Origin of the sequence: Clostridium intestinale DSM 6191, assembly GCF_900130055.1 — a bacterium.
Classification (GTDB): Bacteria; Bacillota; Clostridia; order Clostridiales; family Clostridiaceae; genus Clostridium_T; species Clostridium_T intestinale.
Genome location: NZ_FQXU01000009.1, coordinates 220,791 through 245,680 on the forward strand (window position 1 = coordinate 220,791; position 24,890 = coordinate 245,680).

The 24,890-nt window shown below is 30.4% G+C and carries 22 protein-coding genes and 1 riboswitch; of the genes, 15 read left to right on the plus strand and 7 right to left on the minus strand.

Annotation, left to right across the window (positions count from 1 at the left end):
• Window positions 1-34 precede the first annotated feature (34 nt).
• Window positions 35-136, plus strand: a riboswitch (purine riboswitch).
• Between the two features lie 257 nt (window positions 137-393).
• Together BUA92_RS15300 and adhE are read left to right on the plus strand one after the other, a co-directional pair.
• Complete coding sequence (locus BUA92_RS15300) at window positions 394-966, plus strand: xanthine phosphoribosyltransferase (RefSeq protein ID WP_021803010.1); 573 nt, start codon at window positions 394-396, stop codon at window positions 964-966.
• Window positions 967-1,572: 606 nt separating this feature from the next.
• Window positions 1,573-4,164: a bifunctional acetaldehyde-CoA/alcohol dehydrogenase gene (gene adhE / locus BUA92_RS15305; RefSeq protein WP_073020898.1), complete on the plus strand. Its 2,592-nt coding sequence runs from the start codon at window positions 1,573-1,575 to the stop codon at window positions 4,162-4,164.
• A 28-nt stretch (window positions 4,165-4,192) separates the two neighbouring features.
• Here adhE and BUA92_RS15310 read toward each other — a convergent pair whose 3' ends face one another.
• The gene (locus BUA92_RS15310; RefSeq protein ID WP_073020900.1) at window positions 4,193-5,311 is read right to left on the minus strand and encodes a hypothetical protein; all 1,119 of its coding nucleotides are present in this window, start codon (window positions 5,309-5,311) and stop codon (window positions 4,193-4,195) included.
• Between the two features lie 82 nt (window positions 5,312-5,393).
• Between BUA92_RS15310 and BUA92_RS15315 the strand changes: the two genes are divergently transcribed.
• The 3 genes from BUA92_RS15315 (at window position 5,394) to hcp (ending at window position 8,818) form a co-directional block, all read left to right on the plus strand.
• Complete coding sequence (locus BUA92_RS15315) at window positions 5,394-6,170, plus strand: hypothetical protein (RefSeq protein ID WP_073020902.1); 777 nt, start codon at window positions 5,394-5,396, stop codon at window positions 6,168-6,170.
• Entirely contained in the window at window positions 6,160-7,026 is an 867-nt protein-coding gene (locus tag BUA92_RS15320) for a CPBP family intramembrane glutamic endopeptidase (RefSeq protein ID WP_073020904.1), read from the plus strand. The genes BUA92_RS15315 and BUA92_RS15320 overlap by 11 nt, the downstream gene beginning before the upstream one ends.
• Before the next feature lie 160 nt (window positions 7,027-7,186).
• Window positions 7,187-8,818 (plus strand): hydroxylamine reductase, encoded by a 1,632-nt coding sequence (hcp, locus tag BUA92_RS15325; protein ID WP_083553549.1) that lies wholly within the window; start codon window positions 7,187-7,189, stop codon window positions 8,816-8,818.
• A gap of 511 nt (window positions 8,819-9,329) precedes the next feature.
• Here the strand turns inward: hcp and BUA92_RS15330 are convergent.
• The 4 genes from BUA92_RS15330 to BUA92_RS15345 form a co-directional block, all read right to left on the minus strand.
• On the minus strand, window positions 9,330-10,169 hold the full coding sequence (locus BUA92_RS15330) for an AraC family transcriptional regulator (RefSeq protein ID WP_073020910.1): 840 nt from the start codon (window positions 10,167-10,169) through the stop codon (window positions 9,330-9,332).
• A gap of 83 nt (window positions 10,170-10,252) precedes the next feature.
• Window positions 10,253-11,293, minus strand: a complete 1,041-nt coding sequence (locus BUA92_RS15335; protein WP_073020913.1) for a zf-HC2 domain-containing protein — start codon at window positions 11,291-11,293, stop codon at window positions 10,253-10,255.
• Window positions 11,286-11,789 (minus strand): RNA polymerase sigma factor, encoded by a 504-nt coding sequence (locus tag BUA92_RS15340; protein ID WP_073020915.1) that lies wholly within the window; start codon window positions 11,787-11,789, stop codon window positions 11,286-11,288. Before BUA92_RS15340 ends, BUA92_RS15335 begins: the two co-directional genes overlap by 8 nt.
• Window positions 11,790-12,140: 351 nt before the next feature.
• Entirely contained in the window at window positions 12,141-12,560 is a 420-nt protein-coding gene (locus BUA92_RS15345) for a GNAT family N-acetyltransferase (RefSeq protein WP_073020919.1), read from the minus strand.
• A gap of 203 nt (window positions 12,561-12,763) precedes the next feature.
• Between BUA92_RS15345 and BUA92_RS15350 the strand changes: the two genes are divergently transcribed.
• The 4 genes from BUA92_RS15350 (at window position 12,764) to BUA92_RS15365 (ending at window position 16,438) form a co-directional block, all read left to right on the plus strand.
• Window positions 12,764-13,255, plus strand: coding sequence for a hypothetical protein (locus BUA92_RS15350; protein WP_139259353.1), 492 nt, complete (start codon window positions 12,764-12,766; stop codon window positions 13,253-13,255).
• Between the two features lie 51 nt (window positions 13,256-13,306).
• The gene (locus BUA92_RS15355; RefSeq protein ID WP_073020924.1) at window positions 13,307-13,792 is read left to right on the plus strand and encodes a hypothetical protein; all 486 of its coding nucleotides are present in this window, start codon (window positions 13,307-13,309) and stop codon (window positions 13,790-13,792) included.
• Window positions 13,793-14,376: 584 nt separating this feature from the next.
• Window positions 14,377-15,525 (plus strand): trans-sulfuration enzyme family protein, encoded by a 1,149-nt coding sequence (locus BUA92_RS15360; RefSeq protein ID WP_073020926.1) that lies wholly within the window; start codon window positions 14,377-14,379, stop codon window positions 15,523-15,525.
• A gap of 1 nt (window position 15,526) precedes the next feature.
• A complete protein-coding gene (locus BUA92_RS15365) occupies window positions 15,527-16,438 on the plus strand; it encodes a PLP-dependent cysteine synthase family protein (RefSeq protein ID WP_073020930.1) in 912 nt (303 codons plus the stop codon).
• A 74-nt stretch (window positions 16,439-16,512) separates the two neighbouring features.
• On the opposite strand, the gene BUA92_RS15370 is transcribed toward BUA92_RS15365, so the two are convergent.
• Together BUA92_RS15370 and rbr are read right to left on the minus strand one after the other, a co-directional pair.
• Window positions 16,513-17,349, minus strand: a complete 837-nt coding sequence (locus BUA92_RS15370) for a methyl-accepting chemotaxis protein (protein WP_073020934.1) — start codon at window positions 17,347-17,349, stop codon at window positions 16,513-16,515.
• Between the two features lie 70 nt (window positions 17,350-17,419).
• On the minus strand, window positions 17,420-18,007 hold the full coding sequence (gene rbr / locus BUA92_RS15375; protein ID WP_073020937.1) for a rubrerythrin: 588 nt from the start codon (window positions 18,005-18,007) through the stop codon (window positions 17,420-17,422).
• A 181-nt stretch (window positions 18,008-18,188) separates the two neighbouring features.
• On the opposite strand from rbr, the gene BUA92_RS15380 reads away from it, so the two are divergent.
• The 6 genes from BUA92_RS15380 (at window position 18,189) to BUA92_RS15400 (ending at window position 24,881) form a co-directional block, all read left to right on the plus strand.
• Window positions 18,189-18,830 (plus strand): restriction endonuclease, encoded by a 642-nt coding sequence (locus BUA92_RS15380; protein WP_083553545.1) that lies wholly within the window; start codon window positions 18,189-18,191, stop codon window positions 18,828-18,830.
• A gap of 10 nt (window positions 18,831-18,840) precedes the next feature.
• Complete coding sequence (locus BUA92_RS23355; protein WP_175550914.1) at window positions 18,841-19,017, plus strand: hypothetical protein; 177 nt, start codon at window positions 18,841-18,843, stop codon at window positions 19,015-19,017.
• A gap of 129 nt (window positions 19,018-19,146) precedes the next feature.
• A complete protein-coding gene (locus BUA92_RS15385) occupies window positions 19,147-21,531 on the plus strand; it encodes a hypothetical protein (RefSeq protein ID WP_073020940.1) in 2,385 nt (794 codons plus the stop codon).
• Window positions 21,531-22,475 carry an ABC transporter ATP-binding protein gene (locus tag BUA92_RS15390; RefSeq protein WP_021802990.1) on the plus strand — a complete coding sequence of 315 codons (945 nt, stop codon included), beginning with the start codon at window positions 21,531-21,533 and terminating at the stop codon, window positions 22,473-22,475. The genes BUA92_RS15385 and BUA92_RS15390 overlap by 1 nt, the downstream gene beginning before the upstream one ends.
• Window positions 22,465-23,325, plus strand: coding sequence for an ABC transporter permease (locus tag BUA92_RS15395; protein WP_073020943.1), 861 nt, complete (start codon window positions 22,465-22,467; stop codon window positions 23,323-23,325). Before BUA92_RS15390 ends, BUA92_RS15395 begins: the two co-directional genes overlap by 11 nt.
• Entirely contained in the window at window positions 23,325-24,881 is a 1,557-nt protein-coding gene (locus BUA92_RS15400; RefSeq protein ID WP_073020945.1) for a hypothetical protein, read from the plus strand. The genes BUA92_RS15395 and BUA92_RS15400 overlap by 1 nt, the downstream gene beginning before the upstream one ends.
• Window positions 24,882-24,890: the final 9 nt, after the last annotated feature.

Here is a 24,890-nt window from a genome sequence, read left to right on the forward strand (position 1 = left end):
GATTTGTTCTTAAAAATAATATAACATAAAGTTAAAAGAGAATATAACTTCAGTTCGTATATGCATGGAAATATGGTCCAAGTGTCTCTACCGGGAGCCTTTAAACTACCCGACTACGAACGTTATTTTGGTGTTTTTAACTTATGCCTATGAACTGAAGTCTTTTTAGTTCATAGGTTTTTTTTATTCTTTAGAAAGCTAAATACCTTATGATGTAGACGTATTTCATAGCTTTATTAAACTCAATAGATTTATTTACATATAAAGAATAAAAAACAAGAAAATTGAGCACCTGCCAGTTTTTCCTCACATGCGTTTGGAAAGGCAGATGTGCAAAAAAAATCGACGGCTAAAAGTCGCCTTGACGATTTTTTATTATTAGGAGGAAAAGTAATGGAATTATTAAAAAACAAAATAAGAGAAGAAGGAAAAGTTTTACCAGGAAATATACTAAAGGTTGATTCCTTTTTAAATCATCAAATGGATGTGAAACTTTTTAATGAGATGGGAAAAGAGTTTAAAAAAAGAATGGAAGGAAAGAAGATAGATAAGATACTTACTATAGAGGCTTCAGGAATAGGTATAGCTACTATATTATCGCAACACTTTGACTATGTTCCTGTAGTATTTGCTAAAAAGATAGCATCAGCTAATATGGATAAAGAAGTATATCATTCTAGAGTTCAATCTTTCACTAAAAATAAAATTTATGATGTAGTTGTTAATAAAAGATTTATAAATAAAAAAGAAAGAATACTTATTATAGATGACTTCTTAGCTAATGGATGCGCTGCTTGTGGATTAATAGATGTTGTTAGACAAGCTGAGGCTGAACCAGTAGCAGTAGGTATAGTTATAGAAAAAGGCTTCCAACCTGGAAGATCGGAAATAGAAAAGCAAGGAGTTCCAGTGGAATCTTTAGCAATAATAGATAAATTAGAAGAGGGACAAGTTTACTTTAAATAAAAAGGAGACTTGTTCTCTTTTTTTAGTTATTAGGTTAACAAAATTTGTTTATTTATATAAATGTGTACGTGTAGTTATTTAAAAAAATATGAATAATATAGGGGATTTTATAACATAATAAATATAATTACTAGTAAATAAGAATTATTTTCGATTGAATTAGTAATGCTAAATAAATATATATCAGCATTATTCCTTAGAATATGTGGATATATCTAAAAACAATTAAAATAGTGCCATTAATAATATGTTATCTCGTTAAATATTTATTTAACAAATCAATATAAAATACCTATGTTAAATAATTAATTAATAAAATATAGTTGATTTTATTAATGATATAGCATATAATTATATTAAGAAGTAACAGATGAATAATAATATTTAAAAGGAGTTGAGAGTATGAACGTAATAAAGTATATGATCTCTAGGGAGTTTAGAAACGGATACTCCAAAGACTTGAGAGATAAGGTTAACAGCGAATTAGATTCTAACGAAAAGATATATAAAAAAAGATAGCCAGTCTAGGCTATCTTTTTTTATTCATAATAATACTAAAAGGGTAAATACTAGAATAGAAAATATTCAAACTTTTAGGAGGTTAGTATGAAAGTTACAAATGTTGAGGAACTAATGGAAAAATTAAGATTAGTTAGGGAAGCACAAAGAAAATTCTCATCTTTTTCTCAGGAAAAGGTTGATGATATTTTTAGGGCAGCAGCTATAGCGGCAAATAATGCAAGAATTAAATTAGCGAAAGCAGCTGTAGAAGAGACTGGAATGGGAATTGTAGAGGATAAGGTTATAAAAAATCATTTTGCATCTGAATACATATACAATCAATACAAGGATATGCACACCTGCGGTATTTTAGAGCATGATGCTTCTTTTGGAATAACCAAGGTAGCTGAGCCTATAGGTGTTGTTGCAGCAATTGTACCGACTACAAATCCAACTTCAACAGCTATTTTTAAAGCATTGATTTCATTAAAAACAAGAAATGGAATAATCTTTTCCCCTCATCCAAGAGCTAAAAATGCAACTATACAAGCTGCAAAAATAGTTCTAGAAGCAGCTGTAAAGGCAGGAGCACCAGAGAATATAATTGGTTGGATAGATGAGCCTTCTGTAGAGCTCTCACAGCTTGTAATGAAGGAAGCAGATATAATATTAGCTACTGGAGGTCCAGCCATGGTAAAGGCAGCTTATTCCTCTGGAAAACCAGCTTTAGGAGTAGGCGCAGGTAATACACCAGCAATAATTGATGAAACAGCACACATCAAAATGGCTGTAAATTCAATATTATTATCTAAAACCTTTGATAATGGAGTTATATGTGCATCAGAACAATCAATTATAGTTATGGAGTCAATTTATGATAAAGTAAAAGTTGAATTAAAAGAACGAGGAGCTTACATATTAAAGGGAGAAGAAGTAGAGAAAGTAAGAAATATAATCTTAAATGATAAAGGCGGATTAAACTCAAACATAGTAGGTCAAAGTGCTTATAAGATAGCAGAAATAGCTGGAGTTAAAGTTCCAGAGGAAGCTAAGGTATTAGTTGGAGAAGTTGAATCTGTAGAAATGGAGGAGCCCTTCTCTCATGAAAAGTTATCACCAATATTAGCTATGTACAAAGTGCAAAATTTTGAAGAGGCATTAATAAAAGGGGCAAGACTTATAGAACTTGGAGGGTTTGGTCATACATCAGTTTTATATACAGATCAGTTAAGATCACAAGATAGAATAGAGAAGTTTGGAATAGCAATGAAAACTGCTAGAACCATAGTAAACATGCCAGCTTCTCAAGGGGCTATAGGAGATATATATAACTTTAAACTATCGCCATCTCTGACCTTAGGCTGTGGTTCTTGGGGAGGAAACTCTGTTTCTGAAAATGTTGGACCTAAGCACCTATTAAATATAAAACATGTGGCTGAGAGGAGAGAAAATATGCTTTGGTTTAGAGTTCCAGATAAGATTTACTTTAAATATGGTTCTCTAGGAGTTGCATTAAGAGAACTTGGAGACATGGGTAAAAAAAGAGCTTTTATAGTTACTGATAAGGTGTTATATGATTTAGGATATACTACTAATCTAGTTAGGATATTAGAAGAAGGTAAAATAGATTATAAAATATTTTTTGATGTTGAGCCAGATCCAACTATAGCTACAGCTAAAAAAGGTGCTGAAGAAATGGAGAGATTTAAGCCAGATGTAATAATAGCCTTAGGTGGAGGTTCTCCAATGGATGCTGCTAAAATAATGTGGGTATTATATGAGCATCCATCAGTTAAATTTGAAGATTTAGCCATGAGATTTATGGATATTAGAAAGAGGGTATATAAGTTCCCAACCATGGGTGAAAAAGCTTATTTTGTAGCCATTCCAACCTCAGCAGGAACTGGATCAGAAGTAACTCCATTTGCAGTTATAACTGATGAAAAAACAGGGGTTAAATATCCTTTAGCTGATTATGAGTTAACCCCAGATATGGCTATAATAGATGCAGAACTTATGATGAATATGCCAAGAGGACTTACTGCAGCTTCAGGAGTAGATGCCCTAACTCATGCTATAGAGGCTTATGTGTCTGTATTAGCATCAGAATATACCAATGGATTAGCATTAGAATCCATAAGGCTTATATTTAAGTATCTACCTTTAGCTTATAATGAAGGAAATGATAATGTAAAGGCAAGGGAAAAGATGGCACACGCAGCAACAATAGCTGGTATGGCATTTGCAAATTCCTTTTTAGGAGTATGCCATTCAATGGCACATAAACTTGGATCTATGCACCATGTTCCACATGGAGTTGCCAATGCACTGTTAATAAATGAGGTAATTAGATTTAATGCTGTGGATGACCCAAGAAAACAAGCTGCTTTTCCACAATATAAATATCCCAATGTTAAATGGAGATATGGAGTAATAGCAGATTATCTAAACCTTGGAGGAAATACTCCAGAAGAGAAAATAGAGAGATTAATAGAAAAGATAGATGAATTAAAGGCTCAAGTTGGAATGCCAAAAACAATCTCAGAGTTTGGCGTGTCAAAAGATAAATTCTACTCAAGCTTAGATGAAATGGTAGAGCAAGCTTTTGATGATCAGTGTACAGGAGCTAATCCAAGATATCCACTTATGAGTGAAATAAAACAGATGTACATAAATGCATTTGAAGGAAAGAAATAATAGTAAAGGACAGCAATTAGGCTGTCCTTTAGTTTGAAATTAAGTTGGTTATATCTTTTTCAAAAGGGTCTAGGCTGTTATATAAGTGATACCTTATTTCACCATTGTAATTAGTTCTAAATAACATAAGATATTTATTAGGATTTCCTAAACTTGGACATACATCTATGTTTTCAATATAAGGTAGGTTATAACATAGAGTTTCGTAGCTAGAGTCTAAGGGATTATAACTAATTATCTTTCCAGAGGAATCATAAGAACTAAAAACTATCTTAGTTCCAGCATAGGTTTTATAACCTGATGCAATAGGAGCTTTAGTACTTTTTATATTTAAAGAATCTGTAGTATTATCTGAAAAAAGTTTAAGGTTATAAAGGTTATTTTCTTCTTTAGAAATACTTAATGAACCTCTTGAATAATTATCACTAAATAGCTCTGAAGAATAATATATGTTTTCATGAAGTTTGGTTTCTTTTTCTAGAGGACTGAGAGTATAGTTTGTATTTAGGGGATAGCTATACAGGTTCATACCGCCACTTTCAGGTTTATTATAGTAAATAGTAGTATTGTTTAAAGTATCAATAGAAACTATGTTGTGAATATTCAATATGAAATCATTATCCTCTTTTGGCGTAAGTATATATTCTATGTTAAAATCCTTAGAGTTTGATTTTAATATGTTAGGAGAAGATTCATAAACAAAAAAGTTATAATAAGATGATGGATATAAATCTTTATAAGGTTCATTAAGGGACGATACATTAATACTTCCCGGACTAAAAGTAGGGATATTTATAATGTGTGTTGAGTTAAATAAATAAATATTAGACATAGGAAAATTAGAAATTCTTATTTTAAAAGGTTTTCCATCAGATATATAACCTAGATTATTATCTAAAGTGTAAGAAGATTTATTAAAATCATAAACTCTAATATTAACATTCTCTTGAGCTTCAGTTAAAATCAAAAGTTTTGGCTCTTCTTCTGAATTAATTAGTTTGGTATATACTCTTTTATTATCTATAGTAGAAAATAACATATCGCTATCTAAATATTCATAATTTAGTTGTTTTTGTTTCATTGTATTTGTAGTTATTAACGAAATAATAGAGATAATTAATAATAAAGGCAAAACAAATCTCTTCATAAATTCTCCTTAAGACTATGGTAAATATATGGTATAATAACATTATATACTAAAAAATAGAAATAAAAAAGGATGCTAATTTATGAGTAGATATGTAAAAGAGGGATTTGAAGAGTTAAAGGATAAGATATTATTTATTATTTGTATACCTCTGTTCGTAGATATATTAGGTTTGATATTATATGGAAAAATATTTAATGAAAAGTTTGAAAGAAGTATAAACTTAATTAACTTAAAACTTGGTGTTATAGGAGTACCACCTTCTGCATCATATCTAATTGATGGATTTCCAAGTGAACTTGGTATATATTTATCAACTACTTTAAACACAGAGTTTCTTCTTACATATCTAATTTTTATACTCATAATGACATTCATAATAAGTGGATACGGAAGTTTGTTGGTTAACTCTCAAAAGGCATCTATAAAAATGTTTTTTAGAGATGGATTTAAGAATTGGAATAAATTTTTTATAGTTTATTGTCCCAATTATATCTTTGCAATATTATATATGATTGAAAGCCCATATAAGTGGTTAGCATTAGTAGTATCTTTTATATATAATATAGTTATATTTTACATAGTGCCAGTCCTTATACTGGATTATGAAAATATAGCTAAAAGTTATTCTAAGTCTTTTAGAATGTTAATCAATAATTTAAGTAAAACCATAGGGTTGTTATTTGAAATGAGTATATGTTTTTTAGTATTAAACATACCCGTATCAATTTTGGTGAATAGTTTTGGATATATAGGAGTATATATTTCAATAATTCCGATAATAACATTAGGAGTAATATCAAATAAAAGTTTTATTAAGCTATATGAATTACACAAGGGGGATATAAATGATAACTAAACTTAAAAGAGTATTTGGCATATTAGGTGAATTTGAAAAGGGTAGACTTAAGGTTGAACGTATAGGTTTCTTCAAAGCTTTAGGGGTATTATTTATTTGGCAGCTATTTGCCATGCTACCTGAGCTTATTTCAACAGGAATATATGCTATAAAAAAAGAATACTACATGATACCTGTAAGTTTTATACTTCAATTTATATGTAATTTATTTTTTGTATATATAATTTTTAGAATTTTTACTCTGCCTAACACTGAAGAAGTAAGGAAAAAGGCAGTTAAAACAAAAAAAATGATACTTTTTAGTATTTTAATATTATTTGGATATAGAATTTTTTATGTTGGAACCTTAGAACATATAATGAATATACTTCCTATGCCAAAATTTATAGAAGACATATTTAATATGCTACAAATAGATGATATTCAAGCCTGGGGATTTTTACTTAGCAGTATATTTATAGCTCCTATAGTAGAAGAGGTTGTATGTAGAGGGATAATATTTAATGGTCTTAGAAAGCGTTACTCAGACCTATGGGCTATATTAATATCATCATTTTTATTTGGGTTTATACACCTAAACTTACAACAAGGAATTAATGCTTTTATTATTGGTGTATTGTTCTCTTGGGTGTATGTTAAAACAAATTCACTATATCTTTGTATAGCCCTCCATGCTTTTAATAATTTCATTATAAATCCTATGTATTATGTAATAGGTGAAGATGAAAAGGGAGTCATTGTATCAATAATATTTGCTGTCTTTGGATTACTGATATCAGTTATAGGTATTAGATATTTTATAAAAGAAACAGACAAAATGAAAGAAGAAGATTCCATAGAAATAATTGAATTTTAGATAAATGAAAAAATCTTGTTATTTTAGCAAGATTTTTTTTGTTTGTAACCTTAGTTACCGAAAATATCTTTTATACCCTCTATAATAAAATTGTCGATAGGGACAAGTGATTATGAAAAAAGAATAATTTATATAAATGGAGGAGTTTTAAAAGATGAGTATGTTTTGTTATCAATGTCAAGAAACAGCAGGATGCAGCGGATGTACAGTAAGAGGAGTTTGTGGTAAATCACCAGAACTTGCAGGTCTACAAGATCTACTAATATACACTACTAGAGGTTTATCAGAAATTACTACAAAAGCTAGAGAACAAGGGATAGAAGTATCTCAAGATGTAAATCACTATATAACAATTAACTTATTTACAACAATTACAAATGCTAACTTTGATAATGAAGTATTTTATGGCAGAGTTAGAGAGACTCTTAAGATAAAAAATGAATTATTAGCTAAATTAGCTAACAAAGAAGGTTTATCAGCAGCAGCACTATGGACAGCTGAAACTAACGAAGAGTTTGAAGCAAAAGCTCCTAGCATAGGTGTATTAGCTACTGAAAATGAAGATGTAAGAAGTTTAAGAGAACTTGTAACTTACGGATTAAAAGGTATGTCAGCATACATGAAACATGCTAATGCATTAAACTACAATAATGAAGAAATAGATGCTTTCCTACAAAAAGCTTTAAGCAAAACTTTAGATGATAGCTTAACAGCAAATGAATTAGTAGCTTTAACTTTAGAAACTGGTAAAGTTGGAGTAGATGCAATGGCATTATTAGATGGTGCTAATACTGGAACTTATGGACATCCAGAATTAACAAAAGTTAATATAGGAGTTGGAACTAACCCTGGAATATTAATTTCTGGACATGATTTAAAAGATATAGAAGAATTATTAAAACAAACAGAAGGAACTGGAGTAGATGTTTATACTCACTCAGAAATGCTACCAGCTCACTACTACCCAGCATTCAAGAAGTATTCACACTTTGTAGGAAACTACGGAAATGCATGGTGGAAACAAAATACAGAATTTGAAAGCTTTAATGGACCAATCCTTATGACAACAAACTGTATAGTACCTCCAAAAGCTTCATACAAAGATAGATTATTTACTACTGGAGCTTCTGGATTTGAAGGATGTAAACACATAGAACCAGGTAAAGATGGAGCAGCTAAAGATTTCTCAGAAATAATTGAATTAGCTAAGAAATGTGCAGCACCAACAGAAATAGAAACTGGAGAAATAATTGGTGGATTTGCACATAACCAAGTATTTGCATTAGCAGATAAGGTTGTAGATGCAGTTAAATCAGGAGCTATAAAGAAATTCTTCGTAATGGCAGGTTGTGATGGAAGAGCTAAATCAAGAAATTACTACACTGACTTTGCAAAAGCCATTCCAAGTGACACAGTAATCCTAACAGCTGGTTGTGCTAAATACAAATACAACAAGTTAGATTTAGGTGATATCGGAGGAATTCCAAGAGTATTAGATGCAGGTCAATGTAACGACTCTTACTCATTAGCATTAATCGCTCTAAAATTAAAAGAAGTATTTGAACTTGAAGATATAAATGAATTACCAATAGCATTCAACATTGCTTGGTATGAGCAAAAAGCTGTAATAGTATTATTAAGTTTATTATACTTAGGAGTGAAGAACATTCACTTAGGACCAACATTACCAGCATTCCTTTCTCCAAATGTAGCTAAAGTTTTAGTTGAAAACTTTGGAATCGGTGGAATAACAAACGTTGAAGATGATGTTAAAATGTTCATGGAAATGTAATTAATATAGAAGGAGCTATCGCAAGGTAGCTCTTTCTTTTATTTTATAGAAAGGCTAAACATAAAATAAGGCCCAAGATAAGGTGCAAGACAGGGTCCAAGATGAGGCCCAAGATAAAGCTAAAAGAATTTAACGAGACTTGCACTATTCGGTAGGCGCGTCTTTCAGCATCAGTCTAATCCTTTAGTAGAAGGAATCTAATGGAGCTTGAGAAGAAGCTCCTACAGTGCAGAGGTTAATAGGAATTTAATGAGACTTGGGAAGAAGTCTCTACAGTATAGAAGTGCAGAAATTCAGAAACGTAGAAATTTAGAAATTTAGAACATCAGAAGATCAGAAGATCAGAAGTTTAGAACATCAGAAAATCAGAAACGTACAAAATTATAAAGATATTGAAAAGAAGAATTCCTACCGCATCGTGGAGTATAAAATAGGCTGAGTCTCCTTAATAATAAGTTATCATAAAGGAGGCACAGCCTAAAGTATTAATAAATTTAATTCGGCTCTGAAGTTATTTCTCCTTAACAGGTATCCAAACTTCACTTATATAATCTTCTGATTTAATATCACCATCTGTGTAATACTCAATAGCAAAGTCTGGAATTAATTCATAGGAGGATTGAGGAAGCCATTCGCTATATACTCTTTTCCATAAATCTTGTATTGAGTTTGGCATTGCCCCCACACATTTAAAAACAGCCCAATCATAGCTTGGAACTTCAAGAATTTCAAAACCTTCTGGAATTAAAGTAGATTCATTGTAGAATTCTCCAATACCATACTTAAACTCCTTATCTCCAATGTTTTCTTGTATACTTATACCTATTTCACCACATACAACCTTACCTAGTCCAGCTTTAAAATATTCATCCCAAAATAACGGAATATCAATTAAATTACTCTCCATATTGAAGGTTTTTGATTTTATAACTAGCTTAAAAACATCTTTTTTGATTATTTTATAATCCATAACACTACCACCTATCAATTGAATTTTTATTATAAGACGATTAAAGGATTTTAGATTTTCACCTTTTCTTTTTGCTTGATTAGGAGTTATTCCATGAAATCTTTTAAAAGCTTTTGAGAAACTTTCAGGTGTTTCATATCCATACTTTAATGCAATATCTATGATTTTTACATCTTCCTTAATTAATTCTTGGCCGGCTAAAGAAAGACGTCTATTGCGAATATATTCTCCTATTGTTAAGTCTGTTAAAAGGTTAAAGGTTCGTTGAAAATGAAATGATGAGATACAAACATGGGCTGCAATTTTGCTGCAGTCTATGTCTTCTGATAAGTTTTCTTCAATATAATCAATTGCTTTATTTAAGGTTTGTATCCATTCCATTTAATCATCTCCTTAAAATAATCATATCACGAGGCATAATTGCAATCCTGTTTTTAAGTGCTTAGTTTTGTCCATAATAATATCTAATTTTCGGATTTTAGTGTGAAGTTTTCTTCTTTATCATTCCATTTCACAGTGAAGTTAATTTGATCTGTATTTCTAAGAGGGAGACTATTGCCACCGCTAAATCCAAGTGCACCAGCATAACCATCATCAGAAAGTATAACTCCAGTAGAGGTACCTTTTGCTGACCCAGCCTTATACTCAAATGTAAATTCACCAATGCTATTTATATCAGACTTTTTATATTTAAGTGAAGGATAGGTATTTTTATAACTATCATAATGAGATACTCCATTTTCGTCCTCGAACCAATTTTCATAATATTTTACTTTAAAAGTTCCTTCCCAGTTTTCACTTTCACCAGTAAAATTTAGTATTTTACCATCATTTAGATATTTAAAAACCGTATCATCTATTAAGTTTAGGGTTTTAAGTAAACTATTGATTTCATCTTCTGCTTCAGGTATTTTTGAAGGTTTATATACTAAAAAAGAATTGTTTGCTTTATAAGAAATAGACTTAAGAGAAGGGATATAGTCATTCTTAATATCTTTATCTACTATATTTTGACGTATTACAAAGGAATCAAAAATATATATTAAAAGTTTATCAGATGTATTGTCTACATTATAAACAGTTGGTTTAATTCCACCTATATAATCCTCATCATCTATAGGGGAATTATCTTTACTTAATATTATACCTTGATCCTTAAAAGTTTTAACTATAGATTTTGAGGTTAAGAGCTTATTTTTAGAGTTTTCTCCTATTTTGTATCCAATTGTTCCGATAGCTATAAAAAAGGTTAATACTATAGCTACTACAGCTATGCTCCACTTCTTAAGCCTTTTTATAAGTTGCTTAAAGGTATTAGGATTAGGTAGGGTATCTTCAAAGCTTTCTAGTTTTATTTCCTCTTTTGAATACTCTTGAAGTAAGGAGTTACAGTTTTCACAGTCATTTAAGTGAGCTTCAATTATTTCTTTTGTTTCATTACTTACATCATCTTCGATATATAGAGGGAGTAAATCTTCAATTAAATTACAAGGAATTTTATTCATTTATATTGCCTCCTTCACTATAGATTTTTTTAAAAGCCACTCTTCCACGGTGAATATTTACTTTTACCCAAGAAAGAGAGTGGTTAGTTATTATGGCTATCTCTTCATAAGAAATACCTTGCCAATCCCTAAGCCAAAGCACTTCACGTTGATTTCTTGGTATTTGTTTTAGACAATTTTCAATCATCTCAGATTGTTCTTTTTTGTTATATTCATCTTCAGGTGTACTTTTATCAGGAATGTTATAAACATCTTCATTAATAGAACTTGTCTTTAAATTTGTTTTTTTATAATGCTGACTATAGACATTTCTAGCAATTTTATATATCCAAGTAGATACATGAGAATCACCCCTAAATCTGTGAAAAGACCTTACAACCTGAAAAAAAGTTTCCTGAGTAAGCTCCTCAGCCAAATGAAAATCTAAAGTCAATCCATACAAATATTTAAAAATAAACTTCTCATAAGATTCATAAAGCTCCCTTACCCTCTCCAAAAAATCACCCCCTAAACATATAGTGGAAAAGTTTGGGGAAAAGTTACACACCTTATTCCTGTAGCAACCCGACGAAGGAGTGGTTGCATCAAATTCCTGTTTAGACTTAATGCTGTAGTGAACCACGCAGTGGTCACATTAGATTCCTTTTAAACTTAATCCTGTAGAGGCCGTTCCTCAAGCCTCACCAAATTCCTTTTAAACTTATTCCTGTAGAAGCTCCGAAGGAGGCTTCATCAAATTCCTTTTAGCCTTATTCCTGTAGAGGCCGTTCCTCAAGCCTCATCAAATTCCTTTTCACCCTTATTCCTGTAGAAGCTCTAATACACTTGTTCAAATTTTTACCTATCTCTATTTTTCTATAAATTGAACCATACCTGCACCATAATTGTCAGTTGGTCTTGTCCAAAAACCAAATTTTTTATAAAACTCTTCTTTACCTTTAACAGACATCAAACCAACCACAGCTTCATTACAAGCATTTTCATATATGTAGTTCATTATTTTTTCCAGGATTGAAGCTCCAATCCCCTTTCTTTGGTGATCAGGATGAATAATCACATCTTGTATATAAAAGCAGGTGCTATTATCACCAACAACGCGTGCAGTACCTACTACATCTCCATTCAAAAGAATACAAACACCGTATAAGGAGTTATCCAAGCCAAGCTTTAGAGAATTTTTATTAATTTCTCCCCATCCAACTAAAGTTCTTAATTGATTTAGTTCATTTACTGTAGGAAGTTTTTCTATTAATTGATAGTTTTCCATACTTACATCCCCTTTATTTAAAAGTAATAGATTATTTAAGAAATTATAGCATAAATAATTACAAATATGAGGAAGATTATTGAGATTGAAGCGTTTATCAGCTTAAAGAAATTCAGTAGAACTTGAGATAAAGACCTAAATATAGGTGGATGAATACTTCTTTTTTCTATGGAGAACTATACTTAATAAAGGAAGTGAATAGAATGAAATTATTAATATCTATGATTATTGCTTTCAATTTAATAACTAATACTAGTACATTAACTGAACCCAACACTACTAAATTTTCTAATCTCATAGATGTATACATATTAGCCTATGATACTATGCTTACAGGAATTAATGAACCTATATTGGATTACATTATATTAGATATGGAGTCGATATACTTTAAGGATATCACCTATGAAGATAGACAAAAAGCCATACAATATTTTCAAAAGTATAATAAGCCAGTTTTAAATGCATCATTATTTAAGTTGCAACAAATTGGTTTGGCAGATAAACTGAGTAATCTTAAACTGAAAGGTACTTTGTTAATGATGACTAATATTGAAGCGAGTGAAAATAATGCCATGATTATAGAAGGGTATAGATATCACAGCCCTACTGGTGCAGCTAGATTTAGAGTAACACTTAAAGTTAAAGATGATAAGTGGAAGGTTGATAAAGTTGATTTAGTATCTGTATCTTAATTTTAGATAATCTTTTTTTAAAATTTAGAATATTAAAAGGAAGTGATATTAATGAAACAATTAATCTCTCTAATTACAGCTTTTCAATTAGTAACAATCACAGCTCCAGTTAAGGTATCAAGACAAAATGAGGGAATGGGAATAATTGAACCCCTTATTTTAGCTTACGATGCTATGTATACTGGAAACAAAGAACCTGAGAAAGATTACATTATATTGGATATGGAGTCTTTATTTTTTACTGATACTACAGTAGAAGATAGACAAAAAGCCGTACAATATTTTCAAAAGTATAATAAGACAGTTTTAAATGCTTCAGTGGTTACATTGCAACAAATTGGTTTAGCAGATTCTGTAGGAGAGCTTAAAATAAATGCTCACTTGTTAATGCTATCAAAAGTTGATTCAGTGTCTTTAGGAAATTTAGTTATAGAAGGGTACAAGTGGTTTAGTCCTAATTCATATACTCATTTTAGAGTAGGTATAGAAAAAGTAAATAATAAATGGAAAGTTACAAAGGTGGATATACTTAAATAATTTATCAGAAGAAAAATTTTATACATAGTTAACTTATAAGCAAAACTAAAAAGCTACTACTAGATTTTTAGTTTTGCTTTATTTTTTTATTGGACTAGTCAATTCCTTAAGAATATATATAGATATATTCTTTTCTATATAGCTATATAACTATATATAGTGTTTATGCGGCTTTGGAGGGTTTTATCAATAAAAGTGAACACTACATGGATGGGGTGAATACTATGTAGTGAGTAGTAATAATAATATTGATAAAGGTTGTGATAAGCAATAGTATCTTAAAGGAAGCTATAAGAGAGTAATTTCCTCGGCTGAAAGAAATTATTAGTGAAATTTAAGAGAATGCAGCTTTGAACTCTAAGCTGAAATTTTAGTAAGCAAAAGCAGGAGTGCCTGTTATAGCACTAGAGCATTAATGTGCTTTAAATGGAGATAAACTTATCACTGGATAGGTTTAAGAAGAGTGGAATCGTGGACTAACTGCCTCTTTAAGGTAGGAGGTCTTTTTTTATTTATTAATTAATGAATGACTGTGTCTAGAGAAAAGGCACAAGATAAAATTTAATTTTATAGGAGGAAATCATATGAAAAAAGATTCTTTAGTTATACATGGCGGAGAGACAATAGATAAATTTACTGGAGCTGTTAATATTCCTGTATATCTATCATCAACGTTTAAACAACCAGAGTTTGGAGTTAGTTTGGGATATGAATATGCAAGAACAAATAATCCTACAAGGGAAGCTTTAGAAAAATTAATTGCAGATTTAGAAGGTGGTAGTAGAGGGTTTGGATTTTCTTCTGGCATGTCTGCCATATCAACCATATTAAATCTTTTTAAATCAGGAGATAAAATACTTATAAATAATAATGTGTATGGAGGAACTTTTAGAGTAATAAGTAAGGTGTTTTCTAACTATAAACTAAATTATGATATTATAGAGGACTTTAATGAACTTGATTTCTCTACAGTAAGTGAAGATGTTAAAGGAATATTTATTGAGACTCCTACAAATCCATTATTATCAATAACTGATATAGAAAAAATCTCAGAAGAGGCCCATAAGAAAAATATTTTAGTTATAGTGGACAATACCTTTATGAGTCCATATTTTCAAAATCCATTAAACTTAGGAGCTGATATAGTAATTCATTCAGCCACTAAGTATTTGGTAGGGCATTCTGATATTGTAGCTGGACTTGCAGTTGTAAAAGATAAGGAGTTAGGTGAAAAAATAGGTTTTTTACAAAATGCCATTGGAGCTATATTATCTCCCTTTGATTCTTATATGTTAATAAGAGGAATTAAAACCTTAAGTGTAAGATTAGAAAAACATGAGGAGAATGCTAAAAAGATATCTAGGTATTTAAATAATCATGAACTAATTGAAAAAGTTTATTATCCTGGACTAAAAGAACACTTAAATCATGAAATTCAAAAAAAGCAGGCTAGTGGGTATGGTGGAATAATTTCCTTTAAATTAAAAGAAGGTTGTGATTTTAAAAAGTTTATAAACTCATTAAAATTAATAACTTTTGGAGAAAGTTTAGGTGGAGTTGAGTCCCTTTTATGTCATCCAGCAACAATGACTCACGCATCGCTGCCTAAGGATTTAAGGGATAGGATTGGCATTGATGAAAGACTACTGAGACTTTCTGTTGGAATAGAAAATTCGGAGGATTTGATAGCGGAAATAGGAAGAGCTTTAATTATTAGCAAAGGAGAGGATTAATTTGAAATATGCTAATGGAATTAGAGAGTTAATTGGAAATACTCCTATTATAAAGCTGAATAATTTTGAGGTTAAAAGTGGGATAAATATATTTGGAAAATTAGAAGGACAAAATCCAGGAGGAAGTTGCAAAGATAGAATCGGCTTATACATGGTAGAAAAAGCAGAAAGGCAAGGTTGCTTAAAAAAAGGATCAACTATAATAGAAGCAACTGCAGGTAACACAGGAATAGGGATAGCACTAGCAAGTTTAAATAAAGGTTATAGAGTTATATTTGTTATTCCTGAAAAATTTTCTACAGAAAAGCAAACTTTATTAAAGGCCTTAGGAGCAGAACTTATAATAACACCTAAAGAAAAGGGAATGATGGGGGCTTGTGATAAGGCAGAGGAGCTATTAAAAACTATTCCAGATAGTATATCACTAAAGCAGTTTGAAAATGATGCTAACCCTTTGGCCCATTATGAAACTACGGGAAAAGAGATATACGAACAATTAGACGGGGAAATTGATTATATTGTTGCAGGTGCTGGAAGTGGAGGAACTATTACAGGAGTTTTAAAGTATTTAAAAGAGCAGAATTCTAAGATAAAAGGTGTACTTGGTGATCCATATGGGTCAACTATTGGTGGAGGAATTGAAGGCTGTTATAAAATAGAAGGTATAGGGAATAACTTTATACCTAAGACTATGGACTTAAGCTATATAGATATAGTAAAAAAGGTTAAGGATGAGGAAGCTTTTTATTATGTTAAAGAACTTGCTAGAAGAGAGGGGATAGTGGTTGGCTCATCATCTGGTGCAGCTATGGCAGCGGCTATAGCTTTAAGTAAAGATATAGATAGTGGAAATATAGTTGTTATTTTCCCAGATAGAGGGGATAGATATTTTTCTAAAAATATATTTGATTAGATAATAAGTACTAGATTTACTAGCATATATGAAAAACTGTTGAAGGTAAAAGACTCAACAGTTTTTTTAAAAATTTATATTTTCTCAGATAAACTAATTAAGCTTTTTGAAGAAGCATTTAATTCTTCAATAGATGCAGCAATTTGTTCAAGGGTTGCTACCTGATCTTCAAATATTAAGTTAGATTCATTTATATTGTTACTTATGTTGTTTATAGATGAGCTAATACTTTTTAATACCTCATCAATTTGTTTTACTGATTCACTTGTTGAGGAAGATAATTTTCTGATTTCAGAGGCAACTACTGTAAATCCTTTTCCAAGTTCACCAGCACGAGCAGCTTCAATGGCAGCATTTATACCTAGCATATTTGTTTGAGTTGATATACCTTGTATAAATTTTAAAATATCATCAGTTTTTTTAGAAGATTCATCTGCTGCTTGAACCTTTGTATAAATATCATTATTCATATTTAAAACATTCTGAACACCAGATGATAAGGCACTGATTGCTTTAGATATCTCACTTAGAGAAATAGTTAAGTTTTGAGATAAGGAAAGTATCTCATTTCTATTAGCTAAACTTCTTCCCATAAGTATAGAACCAACAACTTCATCGTATTCATTTTTTATTGGAATTGCATAGGATTTAAATGGAACTCCGTAGACTTCTTTAGGAACAATCTTCACAATTACCTCGCCTGACTTTATGGCATCATAAGCAGCTCCAGAGGATGGAATCTTGTCTCCTTCTTTTATTTTTAAAACTAAAGATTTAGAGTTTTGAACTTTTAGATATTTTTGGGTATCTGTTATACCAAAGGATACATCATCATCAAACATAAAAGGAAAATAGGGAAGAAGATTATAAAAGGAATCAATTATGTAGTTATCAGAAATTGAGTTATGCATATATTAGCCTCCTAAAATTATATGTATTAAAAAACGGGAAGTATAAAATTTACTTCCCGTTTGATTACTTTTAGTAATTTTCATCTAATAATCTAAAATATTTTTGATCATGAAGGCAAGCTGGGCATTTTTCTGGAGCTTTAGTTCCTTCAAATAAGAATCCACAGTTACCACATTTCCAGATAACAACTTCATCTCTTTCAAAAACTTTATTAGTTTCAATATTCTCTAATAATTTTTTATATCTTCTTTCATGGAAGCTTTCAACCTTAGCTATATTTTCAAAAGCAGCAGCTATTTGTGGGAAACCTTCTTTTCTAGCTGTTTCAGCAGCTTGTGGATAAAGTTCAGTCCATTCTTCATTTTCACCTTCAGCGGCATATTTAAGGTTGTCCATAGTTTCGTCAGAAAGGGCCACTGGATAAGAAGCTGTGATTTCTATAGCTTCATTCTTAAATTCTTCTTTTAAAAATTTATAGAATCTTTTAGCATGTTCTTTTTCTTGCTCTGCAGTTTCTAAAAATATTTCAGCTACTTGTAAGTATCCTTGTTTCTTAGCAACACTTGAATAATAAGTGTATCTTGTTCTTGCTTGAGATTCACCTGCAAAAGAAGCAAGTAGGTTTTTTGCTGTTTCAGTTCCTCTTAATGATGGCATAAAAATTCCTCCTCTTAAATAAATGGTATATTTTATCACATTAATTATTGTAACATAATAAATGGTAAATTTCAAAGAGCAATTATCTTTTAATAATGCTTCTAAAGACTGCTTTTAGGGTTTCATATTAACCTATTTTATTTTATAATTAGTCTGATATAAAATAAATAAAGGAGTAAAAATGAAAAAGAGATTAAACAAAAGCCAAAAACTAAAAATAACACTATTTATAATATATTGCCTATTTATGATTTATTCCTTTTTTATAAATTTAAATAAGTTAATAAGTATACTTATGTTTATATTATTTAGTGGAATTTATGTACTATATAAGAAAAGAAGAGAAGATAATCTTAAGAATTCTACAATTAAGAAGATAGATAACATGTCAGGTGAGGAGTTTGAAGAGTTTTTACAAGTAATTTTTAAAAATAAGGGGTATAAAACAATGCTAACTCCGGTAACTGGAGATTATGGGGCAGACTTATTAATTAAAAAGAAAGGGGTTAAAACAGTAATTCAAGCTAAAAGATGGAAAAATACAGTTGGTGTGGAAGCTGTACAACAAGTGGTTGCATCAATGAAGTATTATAAAGCAACTGATGCAATGGTTATTACTAATAACTATTATAGCCAAAATGCAATTAATCTTGCAAAAGTTAATAATGTTAGGTTATGGGATAGGGGAGATGTTATAAAATTAATAAAAAGTGGAGAGTGTCCTAAATGTGGGGCGGATTTATTAGTAAGAAAAGGACCATATAGTGAGTTTTTAGGATGTTCAAATTATCCTAGATGTAAATATACAGAAAAAATTAATTAAGGAGAGAAAAATGGAAGTAAAAGTTTTTTTAATAGGAAGAACAGATCCAATAATATATAAAGCTGATAGAATTGATGTTTTAGATTTTGAACTTAATGGAATTAAATATAAACAGATAAGATGTTTCAAAGGAGGATTTAGCAAAAGTGAATTGTTAAAATCAGACCTTATTAAAGAAATAAAGTAGTTTATAAGCAAATTTTACTAAAAAAGTTACCAAAAAGTAATATCTTAAGAAAGTTTTAATAAATTTCTTCGGTAAAAGTATGAAATCTCTAGTAGAATAAAATTACAGGAATTGTTAAGAGGTGAGAGAATGAGAAAAAAAGTGTCGATATTATTTATGTTTCTATTTATTTTTTCTATATTAATACCTTACAAAGCTGTAAAGGCTGCAAAAGGTGCAGAGGAAGTAATAACAGTTAAACCTACATTTGGAGTTGATGGCGTTTATAAATCATACAGAGAGATGCCTATAACTTTAGAAGTGGAAAGTTTAGGGAAAGACATACAGGGAGAGCTAGACGTTATTTACCCGATACAAGATGGAAGAGGAATGGATATTTCTCAAGAAATTAGTATTGCTTCTGGTGACAAAAAGACCTTAGTTTTAAGTATTCCAGTATGGGATAGCCTAAATAAGATAGTGGTGAAAATAAATCAAAATGATAAAGTTATATATGAACAAGAGTTTCAATTAGGAAATAGTAGAAGAATTTCAGAGAATAAGCTAATAGTAGGAGCCTTATCTGAAGATAGCGAAAGTTTGTCCTACATGAACTCATTAAGTCTAAGTCAGAGTCAAAATAATGCTTCTAAAGTTAGTGGGATTAATTTTGAGACTACAGTTATGGCGGTTCCAGTGGAGTTTTTGAAGGAAAATTCTAAGATATTAGACATTTATGATGTAATAGTAATTGATAACTTTGATACTTCTAAATTATCTAAGGGACAGATTACCGCAATAAAGCAATGGGTAGAAAAAGGAAAATTACTTATTGTAGGAACTGGAGTGTATAGTAACAAAACCTTATCCATGTTCAAGGATGGTTATCTAGGAGTAAGTACAGATACCCTAAAAACTATAAATGGTTATCAACTTTTACCTTTTACTATGAAAAATGGGGAAAAAATTATTGATGATCAAGGATATTTTCAAAAAGAAACTAAAAACTCTGGAGCTATAGTAATTTCTTCATATGCATTAGGTTCAGAACCATTTAAAACTCAAATAGGTAAAAGTAGTATTACTAAAGTTCTTGAAGACTCAGTAAGTTCAGCTATGTTAGAGGCAAATTATCAATATGGAGAGATGGATCATAGAGTTCAAACCATGGTTGGTAACGTAGTTGATATTAAGTTGCCAAATCTAAAAGTGCTCTTTGGTTTATTGATACTTTATGCATTAATAGTTGGACCAATAATGTTTATAATATTTAAGAAATTAAAAAAGAGCAGTGGGTTATGGATTGCTATTCCAGTTATGGGACTAGTATTTACGGTGATTATATCGTTGGTAGGAGGAACTACGAGACTTAGAAATCCTATAATGAACATAAAAAACTTTATACAAGTAGATGATGCTGGAGAAGGTAAACTGAACTCTGTAGTTGGAATTATGTTTCCTTATAAAGGTGATTTATCTGTTGAAGAACCAGAAAACTCTAAACTTGATAATTTACTTATGAATCAATGGTATGGACAGGGAGATCAGGATTCATTTAAGAAAAATATAGCTCAAAAAGTATCTTATGTTGATGGCAAAAGAATATATAAAAATAATGGTATGTCTCCATTTTCACCAGCTTATTTTTCACTAGCAGGAGAAAATAAGAAAATAGGTAAAATAGATAGTAATATTTATTTTAGAGAAGGGAAAATAGAAGGGAACCTAAAAAATACTTTAGACTTTCAACTTGAAAGCAGCTATTTATTAACTGCTTCTGGAATTTATGATTTAGGGAATTTAGAAAAGGGGCAGTCTATAAATTTATCTGAAGTAAAAGATAAGTATAAGAATCTTAATGACTTTAATTCCGCTATTAATAATTTTAGTGGTGCTCAAACACCAGAAGATATGGAAGAAAGATTAAGAAATAATATAAAATATTCAGATTTAGAATACTTTACTAATAAGTATCTAAAAATCTATGGAGGTAATAATATAACCATAGGAAAGAACTACCTAATTGGATATATTGATGGAGTAATGGCTGAGAACTTAAATATCGGTGTAGCTAAAGTTGATAAAAAAGAGAAGACATTAGTAGCTATTCCAATAAATTTAAGTTATGAGAATAATGGAGTTATAGAGTATCCATTTGGATTAATTGCTCCAGAACTTAATTCAAAAAGCACTGTACGTGGATTTGATAGTTATAACGGATATATTTATGAAAATGGAGATGCTTATCTCGATTACACTGTGGAAAAGAATTTAAATGTTGAAAGCATATATTTTATGCAAGATACTAGTTCAAATAATAATTATGGAGGAAATCTTCAAAAAGTAAGTAAATTTGAAGTTTATAATTATAAAACTAATTCTTATGAGGAACTTAATATAGATTTAGGAAAAGTAGAAGTAAAGGGAGACTCTTATTCAAAAGATGGTAAAATAATGACTAAGGCAACTGTAAATAATGCTAATAATGGACCAGTAGCTACACCTCAAATAGCAGTTAAGGGGAGGGCTAAATAATGTTAGAAATTAAAGATTTAGAAAAATCATATGGTAAATTCAAAGCTCTAAATGGTCTTAGTATGGAGATAAATAGAGGAGAAATATTTGGATTTGTTGGACCTAATGGAGCAGGAAAAACAACTACCATGAAGATAATATCAGGACTTTTATACCCAGATAGTGGTGATGTTTTTTTAGATGGTGTGGATGCAGTAAAAAATAATAAGTTATTAAAAGATAAGATTGGATATATGCCTGATTTCTTTGGAGTTTATGATAATTTATCAGCAATAGAATATTTAGAGTTTTATGCTTCTATTTATGGAATATTAGGTGATAAAGGAAGAAAGCTTGGTTATGATTTACTTGAATTAGTTAACTTAAGTGATAAAAGTGATTCAAATGTAAATGGTCTTTCTAGAGGAATGAAGCAAAGGCTTTGCTTAGCAAGGTGTCTTGTTCATAATCCAGATTTATTAATATTAGATGAACCAGCCTCAGGAATGGACCCAAGAGCTCGTTTTGAAATGAAAAATATTCTAAAAAATCTTAAAGATATGGGAAAAACAATATTAATATCATCTCATATACTACCTGAATTAGCTGAGTTATGTACTAATTTAGCTATTGTAGAAAGAGGCAGGGTAATAGTTCAAGGAACTGTAGATGAAATCATGGTTAATATGAATCATGCAAGGCCAATAAAGGTAAGGGTACTTACTAAGGTAGAAGAAGCTTTAAGAGTTTTAGGAGAAATACCAGGATTAGATAAACCAATATTAAATGAAAAAGAATTGGTATTTGGATTTAGTGGTAGTGAAGAAGAATCTCATGGTATATTAAGGACGTTAATTGAAAAGAAAATAGATGTAGTTTCATTTACCCAAGGTAGTGGAAATTTAGAAGAAGTATTTATGAAAATTACTGAAATGAGTGGAGGAGGAGAAAAAAATGAAAATTAATCCAGTGTGGAGAAAAGAACTAATGCTGTCTATGAGAAGTATTAGATTTCCGTTGACTCTATCCATTTCAATAGGTGTTTTAAGTGGGTTACTTATACTAGTTTTTGATGGTATTTTATCAAGTGTAAGATATGGAGGAAATTTAAGTGGTCTTGTAGGGCTTTATTTTACAGTTACTTTAATAGAATTCATATTGATAGGTATGATTAGTCCTACACTTACAGCTTCAGCTATATGTGGGGAAAGAGAAAGAGGTACATTAGATATATTATTATCTACTAAAATGTCACCTTTATCTATAATATTAGGTAAACTGTTGGCGTCTTTAAGTAAAGTAGTATTACTAATAATTGCATCTACACCTGTATTTGCAATAACTCTATCTTTAGGTGGAGTTAGTATAGTAAATATAATTCAAATGATACTTTTATATATAATGACAGCTATATTTTGTGGCAGTGTGGGATTATTTTTTTCATCAGTCCTAAAAAGCACAAAATCTTCTACAGCAGCATCCTATGGATTATTGATATTTTTAGCTATAGGAACCTTGATTATAACTGTTTTATACTATTCTATTAAATCAAGAGCTGCTAGTATGGCAGGACAAATGTTTGAACCTAATATACCTTTTTGGTTATATCTAAATCCAGGACTTGGATATGGATCGGTAGTTTATAATCAGTTAGGAATAGGAACAACAAGTATAATAAATGGATTAAACCAATTTAAAGCTATAGGAAGCGCTTGGATATATAATATAGCTGTTGAAATTGTGCTAACTATATTACTTTTATGGGGTGCGGCAGTTAAGCTAAATCCATTAAAGAAAAGGAGAAAGAAAAAATAATGGAAGATAAAGAAAGGCAGATATTAGGGTATATAAAAAAAGCAGGCAAAAGAATTAAAGTACAAATACTTATAGATAAGACTTTACTTGGAATTTTTGTAGGAGCTCTTTTAGGAGCAGTTCTAACTTTATTATCCCTTTTTACGCCTTTTTATGAAGGTATCTTCTTAGGTATATTTTTTCTGACATCAGGTTTAGTAGGAGGGCTAGTTATAGCCCTTTTTACATTTCCTAATATAAAAAAGCAGGCTTTAATATTAGATTCAAAGGGGCTAAATGAAAGAGTTACTACTTCTTTAGAACTTATGGGTCAAGAAGATGGATATGGAAAGCTTCAAAGAGAAGATACATTAGAAGAGTTAAAAAAGTTAGACTTCAAAAAAGCATTTCCTATAAAAGTGAATAAAAAAATGATAACTTACCTATTAATTGTGTTAACTTTATTTTCTTTGGGGGTATTTTTACCTACAAGTGCAAAGAGCCAAGGTAAGGAATTATGGAATTTAAAAAAAGAACAAAATGAATTAACTAAAAAAATAGAAGAAGAAAAAAAGAAGGTAGAAGAAAATAAAAAACTAACAGAAGAAGAAAAGACAAAACTTAAAGAGATTTTAGAAAAAAATAAGATGGAAATAGCTAAAGCTCAAAATAAGGAAGAGCTTAAAAAAACTATGGAAAGAATAGACAAAAAATTATCTCAAGAAAAAAAGGAAAGTAAAAATGAAGAGGTTAAAAAAAGTCTAGACTCCATAAGAAACTCTCTAAATCCTAAAGCAGAAGAAGAGCGAAAAAAGAATAATGAAAAAGACTTAGAAGCATTAAAAGAAGCTTTAAATAAAAATAAAGATACAAAAGAACTTGCAAAGGCGTTAGAAAGCAAAAACCAAGAGGATATAGATAATGAACTAAACAAATTAAGCGACGCACTAAAGAACATGGGGGATTTAGAAAGAGGAGAAATTTCTAATACCTTAGGTGAAGCTAGTTCAGAAGTATCTGATGAAGATTTGAAAGAATTACTAGAAAATTTATCGAATGAAGCTAGACAAGGACAGCTAAGTGATAAAAACAAAAAGGCTACTGCAAAAGCTATTAAGGATGCTCAGGATGGAAGTTTATCTGAATCTAATGGTTCTTCAGAAGGTGAAGGAGAAGGTAGCGGGAACGGACAGGGAAATGGCCAAGGAAACGGCTCAGGATCAGGTCAAGGGTCAGGGAGTGGTTCTGGAGCTGGTCAGGGCTCAGGATCAGGTCAAGGATGGAATTATGGAAGTAAAAATGGGAACCAGGGAGATTCATCAGATAAATCTGGAGAGCAGGTATATATACCAGGCAGAAATGAGGGAGGAGATGAAAATCTCACTGGAGAAAAGGGGCAAACAGGAAACTCTCAAACAGGATATTCTAATAATGGAATTAATGAAAGAGGTGGATCTGTAAACTTAGATAGTATAATAGGGGATTATTCTAAGGAAGCAATAGAAGGCTTAGAAGGAAATTCTATACCTGACTATTTAAAAGACATAATAAAAGAGTATTTTGAAGAATTACAGTAGTGGAGGGTA

Bases quoted from the DNA above. Each gene is read 5' to 3' on its own strand.
- BUA92_RS15370 (WP_073020934.1), bottom strand. From the start codon at position 17,349: ATGCATAACTCAATTTCTGATAACTACATAATTGATTCCTTTTATAAT.
- BUA92_RS15385 (WP_073020940.1), top strand. From the start codon at position 19,147: ATGAGAAAAAAAGTGTCGATATTATTTATGTTTCTATTTATTTTTTCT.
- BUA92_RS23355 (WP_175550914.1), top strand. From the start codon at position 18,841: ATGGAAGTAAAAGTTTTTTTAATAGGAAGAACAGATCCAATAATATAT.
- BUA92_RS15335 (WP_073020913.1), bottom strand. From the start codon at position 11,293: ATGAATAAAATTCCTTGTAATTTAATTGAAGATTTACTCCCTCTATAT.
- BUA92_RS15400 (WP_073020945.1), top strand. From the start codon at position 23,325: ATGGAAGATAAAGAAAGGCAGATATTAGGGTATATAAAAAAAGCAGGC.
- BUA92_RS15315 (WP_073020902.1), top strand. From the start codon at position 5,394: ATGAGTAGATATGTAAAAGAGGGATTTGAAGAGTTAAAGGATAAGATA.
- BUA92_RS15395 (WP_073020943.1), top strand. From the start codon at position 22,465: ATGAAAATTAATCCAGTGTGGAGAAAAGAACTAATGCTGTCTATGAGA.
- BUA92_RS15330 (WP_073020910.1), bottom strand. From the start codon at position 10,169: ATGGAATGGATACAAACCTTAAATAAAGCAATTGATTATATTGAAGAA.
- BUA92_RS15320 (WP_073020904.1), top strand. From the start codon at position 6,160: ATGATAACTAAACTTAAAAGAGTATTTGGCATATTAGGTGAATTTGAA.
- BUA92_RS15310 (WP_073020900.1), bottom strand. From the start codon at position 5,311: ATGAAGAGATTTGTTTTGCCTTTATTATTAATTATCTCTATTATTTCG.
- BUA92_RS15390 (WP_021802990.1), top strand. From the start codon at position 21,531: ATGTTAGAAATTAAAGATTTAGAAAAATCATATGGTAAATTCAAAGCT.
- BUA92_RS15350 (WP_139259353.1), top strand. From the start codon at position 12,764: ATGAAATTATTAATATCTATGATTATTGCTTTCAATTTAATAACTAAT.
- BUA92_RS15360 (WP_073020926.1), top strand. From the start codon at position 14,377: ATGAAAAAAGATTCTTTAGTTATACATGGCGGAGAGACAATAGATAAA.
- adhE (WP_073020898.1), top strand. From the start codon at position 1,573: ATGAAAGTTACAAATGTTGAGGAACTAATGGAAAAATTAAGATTAGTT.
- BUA92_RS15345 (WP_073020919.1), bottom strand. From the start codon at position 12,560: ATGGAAAACTATCAATTAATAGAAAAACTTCCTACAGTAAATGAACTA.
- hcp (WP_083553549.1), top strand. From the start codon at position 7,187: ATGTTTTGTTATCAATGTCAAGAAACAGCAGGATGCAGCGGATGTACA.
- BUA92_RS15380 (WP_083553545.1), top strand. From the start codon at position 18,189: ATGAAAAAGAGATTAAACAAAAGCCAAAAACTAAAAATAACACTATTT.
- BUA92_RS15355 (WP_073020924.1), top strand. From the start codon at position 13,307: ATGAAACAATTAATCTCTCTAATTACAGCTTTTCAATTAGTAACAATC.
- rbr (WP_073020937.1), bottom strand. From the start codon at position 18,007: ATGCCATCATTAAGAGGAACTGAAACAGCAAAAAACCTACTTGCTTCT.
- BUA92_RS15300 (WP_021803010.1), top strand. From the start codon at position 394: ATGGAATTATTAAAAAACAAAATAAGAGAAGAAGGAAAAGTTTTACCA.